Source organism: Gemmatimonadaceae bacterium, assembly GCA_020852815.1.
Lineage (GTDB): Bacteria > Gemmatimonadota > Gemmatimonadetes > Gemmatimonadales > Gemmatimonadaceae > SCN-70-22.
In genome coordinates, this window is sequence record JADZAN010000002.1 from 336232 (window position 1) to 353442 (window position 17211).

The window sequence follows — 17211 nt, forward strand, 5'->3', positions numbered from 1 at the left end:
GTGCGACGGGATGCGTAGAGAACTAGGCGGGGCGCGCGCATCCGTCTACCCATCGGTGCGCGGCGCCCCTCCCGGACCGTGCCTCTCTTACTGCAGGACCTTCGGCTGCAACGTGTGGCGCGCGATCCATTCGAATTCGCGCTTCATCTTGTCGGCCTGGTGATAGTACTCCTGGAAGCCGTGCCCCTCGCGCGGGTAGAAGACGAGTTCGACGGTCTTCCCGCGGTCCTTGAGGTTGCGGAAGTACTCCATGGGCTGCCCGATGGGGACGCGCTCGTCGGCGCTGCCGTGGAGCATGAGGAGCGGCGTGGTCACCTTGTCGGAGTATTGGATGGCCGAGCGCGAGCGGAAGAAGCGCAGCGACTTGTTGTCGAGCGACCCGTCGAGCTGCGGCATCCCGTCGTAGAAGGTGCCGATGTAGCCGGGGATGTCGGTGGTGCCGTACATGCTCTCCATGTTGACGAGCCCGGCCCCCATCATCGCCGCCTTGAAGCGCCCGGTCTGCGAAACGACCCAGCCGGTCATGTAGCCGCCGTAGCTCCACCCGCTCACGGCGAGCTTGGACGAGTCGGCGATGCCGCGCCTGACGAGTTCATCGACACCGGTCATGATGTCGCGGTAGTCGCCGCCCCCCCAGTCCTTGATGTTGCCGCGCATGAACTTCTCGCCGTAGCCGGTGGACCCGCGCGGGTTGGGATAGAGCACCGCCCATCCCTTGCCGGCCCAGTACTGCCCCGGGTTCCCCCAGTTGGCCTTGAAGCCGTTGGTGTGCGCCCCGGTGGGGCCGCCGTGCACGCTCACGAGGAGCGGGACCTTCTGCCCCGGCTGGAAGCCGACGGGCTTGAGAAGGATCCCCTCGACGTTCCAGCCGTCGCTGCTCTTCCACGTGACGACCTCCGTCTCGCCCATGGTGATGTTGGCGAGCTGCGGGTTGGTATTCGTTAGGCGCGTGGGTGAGCTGAACGAGGCATCGGCCGCGTACACCTCGGCCGGGGCGCGGGGCGATTCCATCGCGAAGGCGACGGTGCGCCCATCGTTCGAGAACGATGCGCCGCGCACCATCGACTCCTTCGTGAGCGCGGTGATGCGACCGGACGCCACGTCGTAGGCATAGACCGAGGAGTACACGCGGTCCTGCACGCCGAAGTTTATCGTGCGCCCATCCGGGCTCCAGTGCAGCTCCCCGCCCACCGAGTTGTCGAGCGCCGTCCCGAAGGCGTTCTTCGCGCTTCCGGTGGCAACGTCGTGCAGCATGAGGACCGTGTTGGTGAGCGAGCGCGGGGCGATCCCGTCGCCGTTCCCCTTCCATTGCACGGTGAGCGCACCATAGGCGAGCGTCTTCCCGTCGGGCGACCACTCGGGCGTCCCCTGTATGCTCATCCCGGCCGGCGGATTGACGCGCTCCTTCTCTTTAGTCGAGACGTTCAGGATATACGCCTCGCGACGCTCGTCGCGAATCATCGGCGTGGGCGAGGTGAGGATCGCGAGGCGCGTCCCGTCGGGCGACCAGTTGAGCGTTCCCTGCACCGTGAAGTCGCCCCCCGTGATCTTGCTCGCCTTCTTCGACGCGATGTCGATGACCCAGGCGTGCCGCAGGCGGAAGTCCTGCTCGAACGGCTTGGGGTCGTCGCGGCGGCGCACCTTGGCCTCGGCCTCGCGCGAGAGCGAGTCGGTGGTGAGGTAGGCGATGCGCGAGCCGTCGGGCGACCAGGCATAGCCGCTCACGCCATCGCGGGCGCTGGTGAGTTGCCACGCTTCACCGCCAGCTGCAGGGAGGAGCCACAGCTGCGGTCGCGGGCCGTCCTCGCCGGTGGCCGTGCCGCGCGCGGCAACAAAGGCGATCAGCTTGCCGTCGGGTGACCACTGCGGTGCCGACTCGCCGCGCTCCCCAAAGGTGAGTTGCCGCTGGTCGCCACCGCTGCGCGACACCATCCAGAGGTGCGAGCGCATGTCGTGCCGGTCGCCCTTGCTGGTGTCGCGCGCGGCCGGGTGCTCCCACGCGCTCACCGTGTAGACGATACGTGAGCCGTCCGGGGAGAGCTGCACGCTCCCGACGCTGCGCAGGTCGAGCACGTCGTCGAGCGTCATGGGACGTTGCTGGGCCATCGCCGGCGACGTGGCGGCGATGATGCCGACGAGCAGCCCGACAGCGCTCGTCAGGCGCCGGGCGGAGCGACTCGCACGCAGGATTCGCATTGCGGCCTCGGGAGGAAGGTGGTACGGTCTGGGCAACGGGCCCATGCTCGCATGAGGCGAGCGGAGACCGAGAGACTACGCGCGCCGCGGCGAGAGTGCTATGCCAGGCGCCGGCGCGCGCTCCGCCACGAACGAATCGGGACTGACGACAGATGGATAGACGCGACTTCGTAGGGCGATGCGCCGCGGCCGCCGTCGGGGTGACGGGCGGTGCCCGGGCCTTCCAGCTCGCCCCAGGCGCAGAGAGCGCAGCGAGCGCAGCGAGCACAATGGGCGCAACCGGCGCGATGGGTGCCACGACGACCACGTCACCCGCTACTCGGCGACTCACGCGCATCGGGCTCGAGCTCTACTCGGTGCGCGACGCGATGCGGCGCGACCCGGACGCGACGCTCGCAGCGGTCGCCGCCATGGGCTACACCGAGGTCGAGTTGCTGTGGAGCTTCGGGAACTTTGGACGCACCACGCAGCAGGTGCGCGACGCCCTGACGCGCACCGGACTTCGCGCCCGCTCGGCCCATGTGTCCCCCGCCGCGATCCTCGTGGGGTGGGAGCGCTCGCTCGAGATCGCGCGCTATCTGGGGCAGGAGTACATCATCTGCCCGAGCTTCACCGTCGATACCGAGCGTTCGCTGGACGACTGGAAGGAGTGGGCCGACCGTTTCAACCGCGCCGGCCAGGTGGCGCGCGCGGCGGGAATCTGGGTGGCGATGCACAACGAACCCGGTCACCAGCGCCAGCTCGACGGTCGCGTCCCGTTCGAGGTCTTCGCCGAGCGTATCGATCCGCGTTATGTGCGCCTGCAGCTCGACGTGGGGAACATGACGATGGGGGGTGGCGACCCGCTCGCCTTCCTGGCGAAGTACGGCGACCGCTGCTGGTCATTCCACCTCAAGGATGTGGTCCCCGACCGCTCACGCGACACCGAGCTGGGGAAGGGAATCGTCGATCTCAAGCGCCTGCTCGCCTCCATTCCCGACATCGACCAGAAGTCCTTCTTCGTGGAGCAGGAGGGAGCGAAGGACTCGATGGCCAGTGCAAAGGCCGACTTCGACTACCTGTCGCGACTGGAGTTCTGACCGCGGAAGAGGAGAAGCCTCCGCCGGCGAAACTGGGGCGGCCGTCGCATGCGGGCGCTCGTCGCGCGCGGGCGCTCGTCGCTGGCGTAGGGCGAGGATACATTCTCCGCCGACCCCTTCGCCCCCGCCGCCCTCATGAGCATCTCGCGCCGCGACTTCCTCGCCACCACGGCGACCACCGCCGCCGCCCTCGCCATCCCTGCGTCGCACAGCGACGCACTCCCGTCTTCCCCCAGCGTTCGCTGGGGCGAGCTTTCCCGTCTCCCGTCCGCCCTCCCCATCGTCGTCTCCTCGGCCAACGGGTTGCGCGGGGTGAAAGTGGCGTACGACCAGATCGTGGGCGGGACCGACACGCTCGATGCGATCATCGCCGGGGTGAACATCCAGGAGCTCGATCCCGAGGACCAGTCGGTGGGGTTGGGCGGGCTGCCTAACGAAGAAGGGGTGGTGCAGCTCGATGCGTCGTGCATGCACGGCCCCACGCGGCGCGCCGGCTCGGTGGCCTGCCTCGAGGACATCGCCACGCCATCGCTGGTGGCCAAGGCGGTGATGGACTACACCGACCACATCATGCTGGCGGGGCAGGATGCGCGTCGCTTCGCGGTCAACATGGGGTTCCGGACGCAGAATCTGCTCACGGAGAAGAGCCGGCAGGACTGGCTGCGGTGGAAGTCGCGGCTCAACAAGCGCGACTTCTGGCTCGATCACGACGACGACATCCGCATCAAGTACACGCACGGCACCATCAACATGAACGCGGTGAGCGCCGCGGGCGACATTTCCTCGGTGACGACGACGAGCGGGATGGCCTACAAGGTTCCCGGGCGCGTGGGCGACTCGCCGATCATCGGGGCGGGGCAGTACTGCGACAACACCGTGGGAGCAGCCGGCTCCACGGGGCGCGGCGAGGCGAACATCAAGGTGTGCGGCGCCTTTCTCGCCGTAGAGTTCATGCGCAACGGCATGTCGCCCGAGGCGGCGTTGCTCAAGGTGTGCGAGCGCGTGGTGGCCATGACCGAGCGTCGCCTCCTCGACGAGCGCGGACGTCCGTACTTCGACCTCAACTTCTACGCGGTCACGAAGGATGGGCGCTACGCGGGTGTGTCGGCGTACGAGGGGAGCACGTTTGCCGTGTGCGACGACAAGGGGGCGCGACTGGAGACTTGCGCGTACCTCTACAAGTCGAGCGAGCGCCCCAAGGCGGTGCCTGACGACGCCTGACGCGTCAGGTGCCGGGAAGCAGTTCCGGGCGTGGCGCCGCCGGCTCGCGCGGCGGCGGGGCGGCGGCGGCATCGGGGGCGGAGCCATCGGCGGCGGCGAGCGACGGTGCGTCGAGGCGCGGCGTAGCGGCGGCGGCCGCTGCCTTCTGCGCCACGCGCACGAGCGTCCCCGCGAGCGCGGCCACGTCCTGCGTGCGCGCCAGCTGCGCCCCGGCTGACAACTGCGCCTCGCGCACCAGCGTGCCTAACGCTGTCGTCTCCTCCAGCACCTGATCGAGGCGCGACGCCAGCGCATCGGCGAGCGGCGCGGCGAGGAGCGCGTCGTCGTCGGCCGAGGCCGGGGCGGCGTGCCAGGCGCGTTCGTGTTCGCGCAGCGTGAGCGCGACGCGCGACAGGCGCTGGTGCGTCGACTCCAGGACGTTGCTCCCTTCCAGCGCGCCAAGGCGCGAGCGGTCGGCGCGGGCCAGCACGTCGTTCACCAGTGCATCCGTGCGCTCGGCGGCCTCGGTCGAACTCCTGGCCAGCCGTCGTACCTCGCCGGCCACGACCGCAAAGCCGCTCCCCTGTTCGCCGGCGCGCGCCGCCTCCATGGCCGCGTTGAGCGCGAGGAGCTTGGACTGCCGCGCCATCTTCCGCACGAGGGCGGCAAACTCGCGGATCTCCTCGGCCGAGCGCGCCAACGCCTCCAGGTCGCCTAACGAGCCCTGCATCGCGGCCGCCACCCCCTGCACCCGGGCGGCACTGTCGCCCAGGTCGTCCACGCTGTCGCGAATCCCGTCGGCGGCGCGCGTCCCGCGCTCCAGCGTGGTCCGATGCTCGCGCACCAGCGCCTGGGCGGTGTCCCGCGTGCGCACCGCCTCGCCTTGCGCGGCGCGCGACGCATCGCCTAACGCCGCCAGCCGGTGCCCGGCCAGCGAGAGCTGCTCGGAGGTGCGTTGCGCGGCGCCGGGAAGGGCGCTCACCTGCGAGGCGAGGTCCGCGGCCCGCGCGGCAACCTCGCGCACCAGTTCGCGGAGCGAGAGCAGGAGCGATCGCACGTGGGAAAACGCCTGCCGCGTTCCCTGCGCGATGGGGGCCAGGAGCCCCGGCATCGGTTGAGGGGTGGCGTTCACGAAGTCGCCGCGCGCGGCGGCGTCGAGCGAGTCCACGATGCTGCGCGCCCCCTCGCCGGTGGCGGGGGCGGCCAGGGAGGCGACAAAGAGGGCGGCCAGTACCAGCGCTCCCCCGGCCACCGCGCCCACCAGGGCGAGCAGCGTCCACGTCCCGGCGCGTGCCAACTCGCGCCGCAGCATCCAGGCGCAGATGGACAGCATGATCCCACCCACGAGCCCAACGACGAGCGAGGCGTTGGCGAGGTCGAGTGGGACGCGTCGCAGAGGAGCGCCGCGCGGCGTGCGCGCGGCTGCCGGCGCCATGTGATCGGCGCCAGTCGCGGCGCCGCCGGTGGTGCCGGTGGTAGTGCCGGTGGTAGTGCCGGCGGCGCCCGCGGCGGCGTGCTTGTCTGCCTGTTGTGGCCCGCTAGATTGCCTCACACCAACTCCGCTGCGCTGGACGAAGCCGCGTAAAGCGCCGTCTGTCATAGAGTTACCATGACAAATCCGAACCAACCCGCCACCGCCGGCGACCCCGGCGCTTACGATCCCGCTGCCGTCGAAGCCAAGTGGCAGGCGCGGTGGCGCGATCGCGGGACCAATAGCTGCGACATTGCGACGGGCGAGCGCCCGTTCTACGCGCTGATGATGTTCCCGTACCCGTCGGCCGAGGGGCTCCATGTGGGCAACCTCTTCGCCTTCACGGGGAACGACATCTATGGACGATTTCACCGGCAGCAGGGGCACACGGTCTTCGAGCCCCTGGGCTATGACGCGTTCGGGATCCACTCCGAGAACTACGCGCTCAAGGTCGGTGAGCATCCCATGCGTCTCATCCCGCGGAACATCGCCAACTTCCGCCGGCAGCTCGAGCGCGCGGGGCTGATGGTCGACTGGGACAAGTCGGTCGACACCACCGACCCCGGCTACTACAAGTGGACGCAGTGGGTCTTCTTGCAGCTGTACAAGCACGGCGTGGCCTATAAGAAGAAGGCAGCCGTCAACTGGTGTCCCAGCTGCAAGACGGTGTTGGCCAACGAGCAGGTGGTGGGCGGCCACTGCGAGCGCTGCGGGACGCTGGTGGAGCAGCGGATGCTGGAGCAGTGGTTCTTCCGCATCAGCGACTACGCCGAGCGGCTGCTCGACAACCTCGACGTCATCGACTGGTCCGACACCACCAAGACGGCGCAGCGCAACTGGATCGGGCGCAGCGAGGGGGCGCGCCTGCGCTTTCCGGTGGCCGGCGCTGGTGCCGACGCTGGTGCCGGCGCTGGTGCCGGTGACACCGGCCGCGCGACCGCCGCCGCCGACATCGAGGTCTTCACGACGCGACCGGACACGGTGTTTGGCGCCACCTACATGGTGCTCGCGCCGGAGCATCCGCTGGTGGACGTCCTCACAACCGAGGCGCAGCGCGCCGAGGTCGCGGCCTATCGCGAACGCGCGGCCAAGCAGGACATCGTCTCGCGCAAGACGAGCAAGGAGAAGACCGGGGTCTTCACCGGCTCCTCGGCGATCAACCCGGCGACGGGGAAGGAGGTCCCGGTCTGGATTGCCGACTACGTCCTGATGGAGTACGGGACGGGTGCCATCATGGCGGTCCCCGGGCACGACGAGCGCGACTTCGAGTTCGCCACCGTCTTCCAGCTCCCCATCGTGCGCGTGGTGGCCGGTCCCGACAGCGAGGCCGGGACACCGCTGGAGGGGGCCTACACCGATGATGCCGGCGGGCGCCTGGTGAACTCCGGGCAGTTCGACGGCACGCCGGTCGCGGAGGCGAAGAAGATCGTCACCACGTGGCTGGCCGGGCGCGGGATGGGGGAGGCGGTGACCAACTACCGCCTGCATGACTGGTGCATCTCGCGCCAGCGCTATTGGGGTCCGCCGATCCCGATCATCTATTGCGACGCGTGCGGGGCGCAGCCGGTACCGGAGTCCGACCTCCCGGTGATCCTGCCCGACATCCCCGACTTCCGCCCCGACGATTCCGGGATTTCGCCGCTGGCGCGCCATGCGGAGTGGTATCACGTCGATTGCCCGCAGTGCGGCGCGCGCGGACGCCGCGAGACCGACGTCTCCGACACCTTCCTCGACAGCGCGTGGTACTTCCTGCGCTACCCGAGCGTGGGACACGACGACGTCCCGTTCGACGCCGCGATCACGAGGAAGTGGCTCCCCGTCAACTCGTACATCGGGGGGAACGAACACGCGGTGTTGCACCTGCTGTACTCGCGCTTCGTCACCATGGTGCTGCACGACATGGGGTGCCTGCACTTCGAGGAGCCGTTCACCCGGTTCCGCGCGCACGGCCTCATCATTCGTGAAGGGGCCAAGATGTCGAAGACGAAGGGGAACGTCGTCAACCCGGACCAGCTCATCGACGAGTGGGGGGCCGACTCCTTCCGCACGTACCTCATGTTCCTCGGGCCATACGAGGAAGGGGGCGACTACCGTGACGCGGGGATCAGCGGCGTGCGCCGCTTCCTCGACCGGTTGTGGCTGGCGGCCACGCTGGCGACAAGCGACGGCGTGCCGGACGCGATGGTGGTGCGCAAGCTCCACCAGGCCATCGCCAAGGTGACGGGAGACATCCCGAAACTCGGATACAACACGGCGATCGCGGCGCTGATGGAGTACATGAACACGCTGCGAAAAGGCGAGCGCACGCCGCACCGCGCCGAGGTGGAGCCGGTCATCCAGATGATTGCCCCCTTCGCGCCGCACGTGGCCGAGGAGCTGTGGGAACGCTTCGGCCACGGGACGAGCGTCTTTGACAGCGGATGGCCGGCCTTCGACGCCGACCTCGCGCGCGAGGACTCGATCCAGCTCGCGGTGCAGGTCAACGGGAAGCTGCGCGGGACACTCACCGTCGCGCGCGACATCCAGCAAGGCGAGGCCTATGCGGCTGCGCTGGCCGAGCCGGGGATCGCCAGGCACGTCACCGGTGAGCCGAAGAAGGTGGTCTTCGTGCCGGGGCGCCTGCTCAACATCGTGGTCTGAGCCGCGGGTAGGCGGGACGCAGCGGGGCCGGGCAGCGATGCCCGGCCCCGCGTTGCGTCTGGCGGCTCACGCACCACGCGCCGTCAGCTCACCGCGATCTCCTTGATCATCCCGTGCGCCAGGTGCGGCTTGCCATCCTTTGCATCGGGAACGAAGCAGACCAGGAGATAGTTGCCCGGCTCGAGCTCGACCGGGAGGTAGACCACGTCTCCCTTCTTCTGGCCCGTCGTGCCGCCGATGGCCTTCCCGGGCGGCGCCCCCTGGTAGGTCATTCCCCACTTGAGAAAGTCCTCCTTCGTCCTCCCGGCGTCGAGCCTGGCGATGAACATCTCGTGCGACTGCTGCGATTGATTCTCCAGGCGAATGACGTGCTTTCCCGCCGTGAGCGGCGTCGACAGCGCCCAGTCGTAGTCGGTCATCTGCACGGTGATGTCGCTGGCCGGCGTGGCAGCCACCGCCGCCGGAGGCGCGGTGACGGTGAGTGGCTTCATCATCCCCTTCATCAGGTGTGGTACGCGGTCCGGCAAGTCGACGAAGCAGAGGATGGCGTAGCTGCCCGGCGCCAGCTCGCGAATCAGGCGCGACTCCCCGCCCGGCTCCGGTGCGTTAGGGCCCACCACGTCCTCGATCCACGGCGGCGGCGCGTTCCCCGGCTTCATCTGCTTGAGCCCCTCGGTGAGGTCATGGTACGTCTTGCCCTCGAGGAGGCGCACCAACTGTACGTGGTGCAGTGTCGTGCCATGGTTCACCAGCCTGAGCGACACCAAGCCGCCGGCAATGGTGTCGGGCGCCTCGTAGGCGAAGTCAGTGGCGACGATCGTCACCTCGGGAGGTGCGGCCGCGGGAGATTCGGCCGAACTGGTCGCTCGATCGGCGGCACTGTCGGGAGTGTTCTGGTCGCGCTGTCCGCTGCCGCCACAGGCGGCGAGCAGGATAAGCGCAACGGCGAGCGAGAGGGGTCGCTGCATGCGAGTACTCCAGGAGGGAGGGGGCCGCATTCCGCGGGACGCGGACAGGAGTCACGGCGCGTGCATTCTGGGTGCCGTCACGGTGTGTGGCAAGCGTCGGCGACACTCGCCCTATCGCCGGGATGAACCGCGTGGCAGAATCGCCGCGACGCCCGCCATACCAACTCCACGAACGCCACCATGGTTGATGCTCGCACGCTGATTGTCCCCCACGCCGACGTGGAACGCCTCCTCCCAATGCCGGCGTGCATCGACGTGATGGCCGAGGCGCTCGCCGCCACCGCGCGTGGCGACGCGCTTCTCCCGTTGCGACAGGTCCTTCGACTGCACTCGGGACGCGACGCGTTCGCCGTGATGCCCGCGGTCCTCGGGCGCTCGATCGGCGCCAAGGTCATCACCGTCTTCCCCGGCAACGACGCGACGCCTTACGAGTCGCATATCGGCGTGATCCTCTACTTCGACGACACGCACGGGCGGCTGCTGGCCATCATCGATGCGAGTTCGGTAACGGCCATCCGCACCGCCGCCGTCTCCGGGCTTGCTACCCGTCTTTTGGCAAATCCCGGTGCCTCGCGCGTCGCCATCCTTGGCGCCGGCGTGCAGGGCATGACGCACCTCGACGCCATGCGCGCGGTGCGCGACCTGTCGCACGTGTCGCTGTGGAGCCGCAGTGCCGAACGGCGCGAGCGCTTCGTGCACTGGGCGCGCGTGCATCGTGGGGTACACGTACAGGCGTGCGCCACCGCCGAGGAGGCCGTGCGAAGCGCAGACATCATCTGCACCGTCACGTCGTCGCGCGAGCCGGTGCTCGAGGGGCAATGGGTCGCGCCGGGAGCGCACATCAATGCCGTGGGCGCGTCGATCGCGTCGTCGCGCGAAGTCGACACGCAGGGCGTCGAGCAGTCACGGCTCTTCGTCGACCGTCGCGAGTCGGCCATGCACGAGGCGGGCGACTTTCTCATTCCGCGCGCGGAAGGCGCGATCGACAACGACCACATAATCGGCGAGCTCGGCGAGCTCCTCCTGGGACGTGTCACCGGTCGCACCGATCCCGCGCAGCGCACGCTCTTCAAGTCGCTTGGCCTGGCCGTGGAAGACGTGGCGAGTGCGCGCTTCATCTACGAGCGCGCCCTGGCGTCGAACACCGGGATGTGGATCGAGCTGGGCGGCCTGCGCCCCGACGCAGGGGAGCGCGCCGGTGGCTGACGTCGACCTCCCGCCAATCATTCCGCTCGACGCGATCATGGCGGCGCGCGCGCGGCTGCAAGGCACCATTGTGCGAACGCCAGTCGTGCGCCTGCGTCACGATGCGACGCTCCCCGATGTGCGCCTCAAGCTGGAGAACCTCCAGCCCATCGGTTCGTTCAAGCTGCGCGGTGCCGGCAACGCCATGCGCGCCATGCCGCGCGGTTCGTTAGGCGACGGCGTGTGGACGGCCAGCGCGGGGAACATGGCGCAGGGCGTGGCGTGGTGCGCGCGCGAGATGGGCGTCCCCTGCCTCGTCGTCGTTCCCGACCACGCCCCCGAGACCAAGGTGCGCGCCGTGGAGCGGCTGGGAGCTCGCATCGTGCGCCGCCCCTTCAACGAGTGGTGGCAGCTCCTCGTCGACCGAGGGTCGCCGGAGTTCGCGGGGCGCTTCGTGCACCCCGTCTCCGATGCCGAGGTGATGGCCGGCAACGCCACCGTTGCCCTCGAGATCCTGGAGGATGTGCCCGACGTCTCGGCGATTGTCGTGCCGTATGGGGGCGGTGGACTGAGCTGCGGCATTGCGTCGGCGGTGCGTCATCTCGCCCCGCACGTGAAGGTCTACGCCGCCGAAGTGGCGAGCGCGGCACCGCTGGCGCCGGCGCTTGCGGCTGGCGGACCGGTCCCGACGGCGTATGCCCCCTCCTTCGTGGACGGCATCGGCGGTCGCACCGTCCTGGCCGAGATGTGGCCGCTGGCGCAGGCCCTCCTCGCCGGATCGCTCGTCGTGTCGCTGGAACAGGTGGCGGCGGCGTGGCGCCTCGTGCTGGAGCGCAATCGTGTGCTGGCGGAGGGGGCCGGCGCCGCGTCGGTCGCGGCGGCGCTCACCGGAACGGCGGGCGACGGCCCATTGGTGGCCGTTGTGTCGGGAGGGAACATCGACAGCAGCGTCGTGGTGAAGCTGCTGCAAGGCGAGCTGCCATGAGGCGTGCGGAAGGGATCCTCGGCGCTATCGTGACGCGCGCCGCACGCGGGGGGGGCGCGTGCGTGTTGCTGCTGGCGGCTGTGCTCGCGCCCGACAGTTTGGCGGCGCAGGGGAGGTCCACGACCAGGCCGCCGGCGCGCACTCGCGTCGTCATCCTGGGAACGGGGAACCCCAACGCCGACCCGGAGCGATCGGGGCCCGCGGTCGCCGTCGTCGTCGACGACCGTGCCTACCTCGTGGATGCCGGTCCGGGCGTGGTGCGGCGCGCGGCGGCGGCGGCGCGCGCCGGAACCGGCGCGCTCGCCGCGGAGCGCCTCGATCTCGTCTTCCTCTCGCACCTGCACTCCGACCACACCGTGGGGCTCACGGACCTCATCTTCACGCCGTGGGTCCTCGAACGCCCCGGCCCGCTGCGCGTGTTTGGTCCCCGCGGTGTGCGCGAGATGACCGACCACCTCGTCGCCGCATTCGCCGAGGACATCGCGGTCCGCATCGAGGGACGCGAGCACGCCAATCGCGAGGGCTACAAGGTGCGCGCCACGGTCGTCACGCCGGGAATCGTCTACAAGGACGACAAGGTGACCGTGAAGGCGTTCGCCGTCCCGCACGGCGACTGGAAGGAGGCGTTTGGTTACCGATTCGAGACGCCCGATCGTGTCATCGTCATCTCGGGAGATACCAAGGCGAGTCGCGCCGTGGTGGACGCGTGCAACGGCTGCGACCTCCTCGTCCACGAGGTGTACTCCACCGAGCGCTTCGCGACACGCCCCGCGCGGTGGCAGGAATACCACCGCAACGCGCACACATCGACCGTGGAGCTTGCGCGCCTGGCCATCGAGGCGCGCGCAAAGTCGCTCGTTCTGTATCATCAGCTGTACTGGGGCGCCACCGACGACGACCTCTTGCGTGAAGTGCGCGGCGCCGGTTATCGCGGGCCACTCGCCTCGGCGCACGACCTGGGCGTCTACTGAGTGCGGGCGATGCGTCGAGCGCTTGACGGCGCGCCGTACCTCCGGCATCGTGCGCGTCCACCGTTTCCCGAACGAGCGACTCTGCATGGCCTCGAAGACACCGCCACCCGTTCGTAGCGTCATCGCCGTCGCCGCCGGCCTCTTCGTCGGCGGAATCGCGACCTTTGGCGTCGAGGCACTGGGGCACGCCGTCGTCCCTCCGCCTCCCGGGCTCGACGTCACGAACATGGAGGCTGTGCGCTCGGCGATGCTCACGCTGCCGACGGCGCACTTCCTCCCCATCCTGTTCGCGTACCTCGTCGGTCCCACGTTAGGCGCCGCGCTTGCGGCGCGGATGGCGCCGTCACGCCCGCTCGTGCACGCGGGGGTGGTGGGGGCGTTCTTCCTGCTTGGCGGAATCCGCAACTTCATGAACATTCCGCATCCCGCCTGGTTCGTTGCCGCCTCCTGCCTGGTCTTCATCGCCGCGCCCTTCGTGGGGAGTCGGCTGGCAGGGCGATGACCGCCGCGCCACGGCGCCGCACGAGTTGCGGGTCGTCCCCGCGCCGCCACGCCGCGCAACGGGAGTAAACCCCGTGTGCGCTCGCGGGTGACCCATCCGGTGAACGCAACCCGGATGACCATGCGTACCCGATTCCTCTCCCCCGTCCTGCTGGCGCTGGTTGGAGCGTCGTCGACGCTCGCCGCGCAGTCGAAGTCCACGCGCCCGACCCCGGAGCGCGACGAGCCGCGCACCATGGCGCGCACGCTGATGAGTCGCGTTAGTGGCGATCCCGATCGTCCACGACTCGGCATCTCCATCGAATCCACTGGCGCACGCGACACGCTCGGCGTCCTCGTCGCCGAGGTGACCGAGGGCGGCCCCGCTGAGAAGGCGGGGATCCGGAAGGGCGACCGCCTCGCCGCGATCAATGGCGTCAACCTGCGACTCAGCGCCGTCGACGCGGAGGACGAGGAGCTGCAAGGGATCACGCAGCGACGGCTCACCCGCGAACTGTCGAAGCACGCCGCCGGCGACGACGTCGAGCTGCGCGTCGTGCGCGACGGAAAGCCGCTTACACTCAAGGTGAAGACCGTCGCCGCCCGCGAGCTCGAACCGCGCGCCATCACCGTGGCCGACATGCGTCGCGCCGACCCCGATCGCGCATCGCTCGGCATTGGCCTCGGAGGCAGCGGCAGCAAGCGCGACACGTTAGGCATTCTGGTCTCGTCCCTCGCCAACGACGGCCCGGCAGAGCAGGCGGGAATCGAGGAGGGTGACCGCATCGCCGCCATCAACGGCGTCGACCTGCGCGTGGCGCGTGAGGACGTGGGCGACTGGGCGGCGACCAGCGCCAGGATGCGCCGACTCACGCGCGAAATGGAGAAGCTCAAGGCGGGAGACGAGGTGGAACTGCGTGTGTATCGTAGCGGCCAGCCGCGCATGGTGAAGGTGAAGACGGCGGCCGCGCGCGACCTGGAGCGCAGCGCCCAGCGGCGGTTCATCATTGGCGACGGGGCGGGGTGGGACGGGTTCAGCTTCACCGTTCCGCCGGTCCCTCCCATGCCTCCGCTCTCGCCGCTCTCGCCGCACGCCCTCATGGCTCCCGACGTACCGGACCGACCGGATGCGCCGGTAGCTCCAAGGGCGCCGCGCTTCTACCGGTTTGAGGGTGATGGGAAGGGAGCGATTCACCTGCGCAGCTCGCCGCGGATCAGGGCCGAGGTGAGGTAGGGAACGCGCCAGGCGCCCCTGTCGGGGTCGGCTCAAACTGGGGTCCGAAAAATCGGGGTCAGAGTCACCGAACCAAATTCTCGGTGACTCTGACCCCAAGTGACGCTGGCACCAGAATGGGGCACCAAGTCGGCCAAAAGGGCCCTCCTCCTGGGTCGAGAGTGTCCCCGCGAATCTCCATAAGGACAGCCACTTAGCGCGCAATCGGAGTCTGAGAACAATTGGGGTCAGAGTCACCGAACCAAATTCTCGGTGACTCTGACCCCAAGTTCCCCTGACCCCAAGTTCCCCAGGTTCACACCCCCCGATGCGCCCACTGAGCCGCCCCCCTCCAGTCGGGTAGTTGATTAGCATCGACTCGTCAATAAGTTAGGTATTCCTAAATGAAAGACGAGCGGGCGCTAAGACTGGCGTGAGGCGACGATGGCTAGCAACGAGGCAGGGCAAGTCGGCGTGGGCCTGGTGGCGACGGCATTGCACGTTGCGCTCGCCGCGGTGGCGGTGGACGCCCAGGAGCGAACGGCGCGCGCACCCTTGTCCGCGAGCGCCCCCCGGACTGCAGATACGGGGGTGATCACGGGGATCGTGCGGAGCGCGGTGGGACGGGCGACTGGATCCTCGGACGGATTGCCGCTGCGAGGTGCCACGGTGCTGGCCATCGACGCGCCGCGCGAGCCGGTGTCGAGCAATGCCAGCGGGCGCTTCGTCATCGGTGACCTTCGCGCGGGTGGGCGCCGACTGCTGGTGACAGCGATGGGATATGCACCGCAGCGTCTCGCGGTCACGGTGCGCCCGGGGGAGACGACGCATGTCGAGATTGCGCTTCACCGAACCGCGATCGAACTCGCGGGCGTGACGGTGAGCGCGACGGCTGCCGGGCGCGATCCGTTGGCGGTGGCGCAGCCGGTGACGTCACTGGGCGGGCGCGACCTCGAGCGTTCCCTTGGCGCGACGCTGACGCAGACGCTGTCGTGGACGAGCGGCGTCACGGCCCGTTCGCAGGGGCCCGCGGCGACGATGCCCGTCATTCGCGGGCTCACGGGCGAGCGAATCGTGGTGCTGCAGGATGGGCAGCGCGCGGGCGACCTCGCGGCGAGCGCGAGCGACCATGGGGTGACGGTCGACCCGCTGGCAGCGCGCGAAGTGGAGATCGTGCGCGGGCCCGCGGCGCTGCTGCACGGGAGTGCGGCGTTAGGCGGGGTGGTGAACGTCCTGTCGGACGACATTGCCCGCACCGTTCCTGGCACTCGGCTGTCGAGCCTCACGTTCAACGGACAGAGCGCCAGCGAAGGGGGCGGGGCACTGCTCGACGTGTCGCAACCCCTGGGGGCGACGCTTGTCCTGCGGGTGAAGGGAGGAGGGCGCCGTCATGGCGACCAGGGGGTGGGGAGCGGTGACGCGCGTGGCGCGCTGGCCAACACCAGCATGCGCAACCGGAACGCCTCGATTGCGCTCACGCGCCTGGGGGAGCGGTCGCTGGCGGGGCTCGCGCTCCGCGGCTACGACTTCGAGTACGGGCTCCCGTGGCGCAACGTTGCGGCTGACGGCGTGCGCCTTCGCGGGGCGCGACAGGAGGCGAGCGCGCGGTTCGAGCGCGAGGGGCGCGCCCCCTTCGCACGCCTGCGCCTGGATGCCGGGCGGCAGTCCTATGCGCACGACGAGGTGACGGCGGCGGGCGTGGTGGCCACGGCGCTCGGAGTTCGCTCGACGCAGGCGCAGCTCCTGGCCCGGACCCGCCCCGCAGGCTGGTTGCGCGACGGCGCGCTGGGCGCCTCGTTCCTGCACCGGGGCAACGACGTGGCTGGCCCCGCGGCGCTCACGCCGCCTAACGCGAATCGCACGTTCGCCCTCTTCGCCTACCAGGATGTGGCGCCCTTCGGCGACGGCGAAGGGGCGCGCTTCCCCGTCGCGGTACGGTTCGAGCGCGCCACCGTGCGCAGCGACGCCAGCGAAGCCTTTGGCCCCGCGGTCGAGCGCCGCTTCTCCAACGTGTCGGCGTCCGCGGGGGTCTCCGTTCCCGTGGCGCGCGGGGCGTCGCTGGCCGTGAACGTCGCGCGCGCGACGCGCGTCCCCTCGCCCGAGGAACTCTACTCGCGCGCCGGGCACGCCGGCACGGGGGCGTTCGAGACCGGCAATCCGGCGCTGGAGTCCGAGCGGAGCCGCGGCGTCGACCTCGTGGTGCGCATCGAGCGGCCGGCGCTTCGTGTGCAGCTGGCGGGGTGGGCGTCGGCCATCGATGGGTGGATCGGGTTGTATCCCACGGGGCGCGACACGACGATCGCCGCAGCGGGTGGCGGGACAAAGTCGCTGCCGCTGCATGTCATCGCGCAGCGAAACGCCCGCCTGCGCGGCGCGGAGGCCACGGTCGAGGGAGCGCTGACGCCGAGTCTGGTCGTGCACGCCAGCGGCGACCTCCTGTGGGCCGGCGAACGACGGGGAGGGGCGCTCCCCTTCATGCCACCGGCACGCCTGGGGGGCGGCGCACGATGGGACGATGGACGCTGGCAGGTGGGGGGGGCGATCCGTCGCCTCTTTGCCCAGCCACGCGTTGCATCTGGCGAGATGGCGGTGCGCGGTGCCACGCTCCTCGAAGGGCATGCGGGCGTTCGCGTCATCGGCGGCGCCAACGTGCACACCGTCCTCCTGCGCGGCGAGAACCTGGGGGACCTGCTCTACCGCGACGCCACCAGCCGCATCAAGGACTTTGCCCCGGCGGCCGGCCGCAACGTCTCGCTCCTGTATCGCGTCACCTTCTGATCACGCATCGGGTCCTCCCGCCAACCCTTCCACCCGTCGTCCGTC

Annotated in this window: 12 protein-coding genes; 9 read left to right on the forward strand and 3 right to left on the reverse strand. The window is 69.7% G+C overall.

All coding sequences use genetic code 11. The features are described 5' to 3' along the window. Positions 1–87: 87 nt before the first annotated feature. A complete protein-coding gene (locus IT359_02450) occupies positions 88–2196 on the reverse strand; it encodes a S9 family peptidase (protein MCC6927829.1) in 2109 nt (702 codons plus the stop codon). A gap of 287 nt (positions 2197–2483) precedes the next feature. On the opposite strand from IT359_02450, the gene IT359_02455 reads away from it, so the two are divergent. Together IT359_02455 and IT359_02460 are read left to right on the forward strand one after the other, a co-directional pair. Continuing rightward, entirely contained in the window at positions 2484–3275 is a 792-nt protein-coding gene (locus IT359_02455) for a sugar phosphate isomerase/epimerase (protein ID MCC6927830.1), read from the forward strand. Between the two features lie 135 nt (positions 3276–3410). Further along, a complete protein-coding gene (locus tag IT359_02460; GenBank protein MCC6927831.1) occupies positions 3411–4496 on the forward strand; it encodes a N(4)-(beta-N-acetylglucosaminyl)-L-asparaginase in 1086 nt (361 codons plus the stop codon). Positions 4497–4500: 4 nt separating this feature from the next. Here the strand turns inward: IT359_02460 and IT359_02465 are convergent, their stop codons facing one another. After that, positions 4501–6027, reverse strand: a complete 1527-nt coding sequence (locus IT359_02465) for a hypothetical protein (GenBank protein ID MCC6927832.1) — start codon at positions 6025–6027, stop codon at positions 4501–4503. Between the two features lie 57 nt (positions 6028–6084). Between IT359_02465 and IT359_02470 the strand changes: the two genes are divergently transcribed. Further along, positions 6085–8586, forward strand: coding sequence for a leucine--tRNA ligase (locus IT359_02470; protein ID MCC6927833.1), 2502 nt, complete (start codon positions 6085–6087; stop codon positions 8584–8586). A gap of 83 nt (positions 8587–8669) precedes the next feature. Here IT359_02470 and IT359_02475 read toward each other — a convergent pair whose 3' ends face one another. Continuing rightward, a complete protein-coding gene (locus tag IT359_02475; GenBank protein MCC6927834.1) occupies positions 8670–9554 on the reverse strand; it encodes a hypothetical protein in 885 nt (294 codons plus the stop codon). 180 nt (positions 9555–9734) lie between these two features. Between IT359_02475 and IT359_02480 the strand changes: the two genes are divergently transcribed. The 6 genes from IT359_02480 to IT359_02505 all read left to right on the forward strand — a co-directional run bounded on the left by IT359_02480 (position 9735) and on the right by IT359_02505 (position 17166). Continuing rightward, on the forward strand, positions 9735–10760 hold the full coding sequence (locus IT359_02480; protein MCC6927835.1) for an ornithine cyclodeaminase family protein: 1026 nt from the start codon (positions 9735–9737) through the stop codon (positions 10758–10760). Then, entirely contained in the window at positions 10753–11724 is a 972-nt protein-coding gene (locus IT359_02485; GenBank protein MCC6927836.1) for a pyridoxal-phosphate dependent enzyme, read from the forward strand. The genes IT359_02480 and IT359_02485 overlap by 8 nt, the downstream gene beginning before the upstream one ends. After that, a complete protein-coding gene (locus tag IT359_02490; protein ID MCC6927837.1) occupies positions 11721–12695 on the forward strand; it encodes an MBL fold metallo-hydrolase in 975 nt (324 codons plus the stop codon). Before IT359_02485 ends, IT359_02490 begins: the two co-directional genes overlap by 4 nt. A gap of 85 nt (positions 12696–12780) precedes the next feature. Next, on the forward strand, positions 12781–13197 hold the full coding sequence (locus tag IT359_02495; protein MCC6927838.1) for a hypothetical protein: 417 nt from the start codon (positions 12781–12783) through the stop codon (positions 13195–13197). A gap of 120 nt (positions 13198–13317) precedes the next feature. Continuing rightward, positions 13318–14409, forward strand: a complete 1092-nt coding sequence (locus IT359_02500; GenBank protein ID MCC6927839.1) for a PDZ domain-containing protein — start codon at positions 13318–13320, stop codon at positions 14407–14409. A gap of 423 nt (positions 14410–14832) precedes the next feature. Beyond that, positions 14833–17166, forward strand: a complete 2334-nt coding sequence (locus IT359_02505; GenBank protein MCC6927840.1) for a TonB-dependent receptor — start codon at positions 14833–14835, stop codon at positions 17164–17166. The last annotated feature ends 45 nt before the right edge of the window (positions 17167–17211 follow it).

Excerpts from the sequence above, each read along its gene's own strand:
- IT359_02450 (MCC6927829.1), bottom strand. The coding sequence starts at position 2,196 with ATGCGAATCCTGCGTGCGAGTCGCTCCGCCCGGCGCCTGACGAGCGCT.
- IT359_02455 (MCC6927830.1), top strand. The coding sequence starts at position 2,484 with ATGGGTGCCACGACGACCACGTCACCCGCTACTCGGCGACTCACGCGC.
- IT359_02460 (MCC6927831.1), top strand. The coding sequence starts at position 3,411 with ATGAGCATCTCGCGCCGCGACTTCCTCGCCACCACGGCGACCACCGCC.
- IT359_02470 (MCC6927833.1), top strand. The coding sequence starts at position 6,085 with ATGACAAATCCGAACCAACCCGCCACCGCCGGCGACCCCGGCGCTTAC.
- IT359_02475 (MCC6927834.1), bottom strand. The coding sequence starts at position 9,554 with ATGCAGCGACCCCTCTCGCTCGCCGTTGCGCTTATCCTGCTCGCCGCC.
- IT359_02480 (MCC6927835.1), top strand. The coding sequence starts at position 9,735 with ATGGTTGATGCTCGCACGCTGATTGTCCCCCACGCCGACGTGGAACGC.
- IT359_02490 (MCC6927837.1), top strand. The coding sequence starts at position 11,721 with ATGAGGCGTGCGGAAGGGATCCTCGGCGCTATCGTGACGCGCGCCGCA.
- IT359_02495 (MCC6927838.1), top strand. The coding sequence starts at position 12,781 with ATGGCCTCGAAGACACCGCCACCCGTTCGTAGCGTCATCGCCGTCGCC.
- IT359_02500 (MCC6927839.1), top strand. The coding sequence starts at position 13,318 with ATGCGTACCCGATTCCTCTCCCCCGTCCTGCTGGCGCTGGTTGGAGCG.
- IT359_02505 (MCC6927840.1), top strand. The coding sequence starts at position 14,833 with ATGGCTAGCAACGAGGCAGGGCAAGTCGGCGTGGGCCTGGTGGCGACG.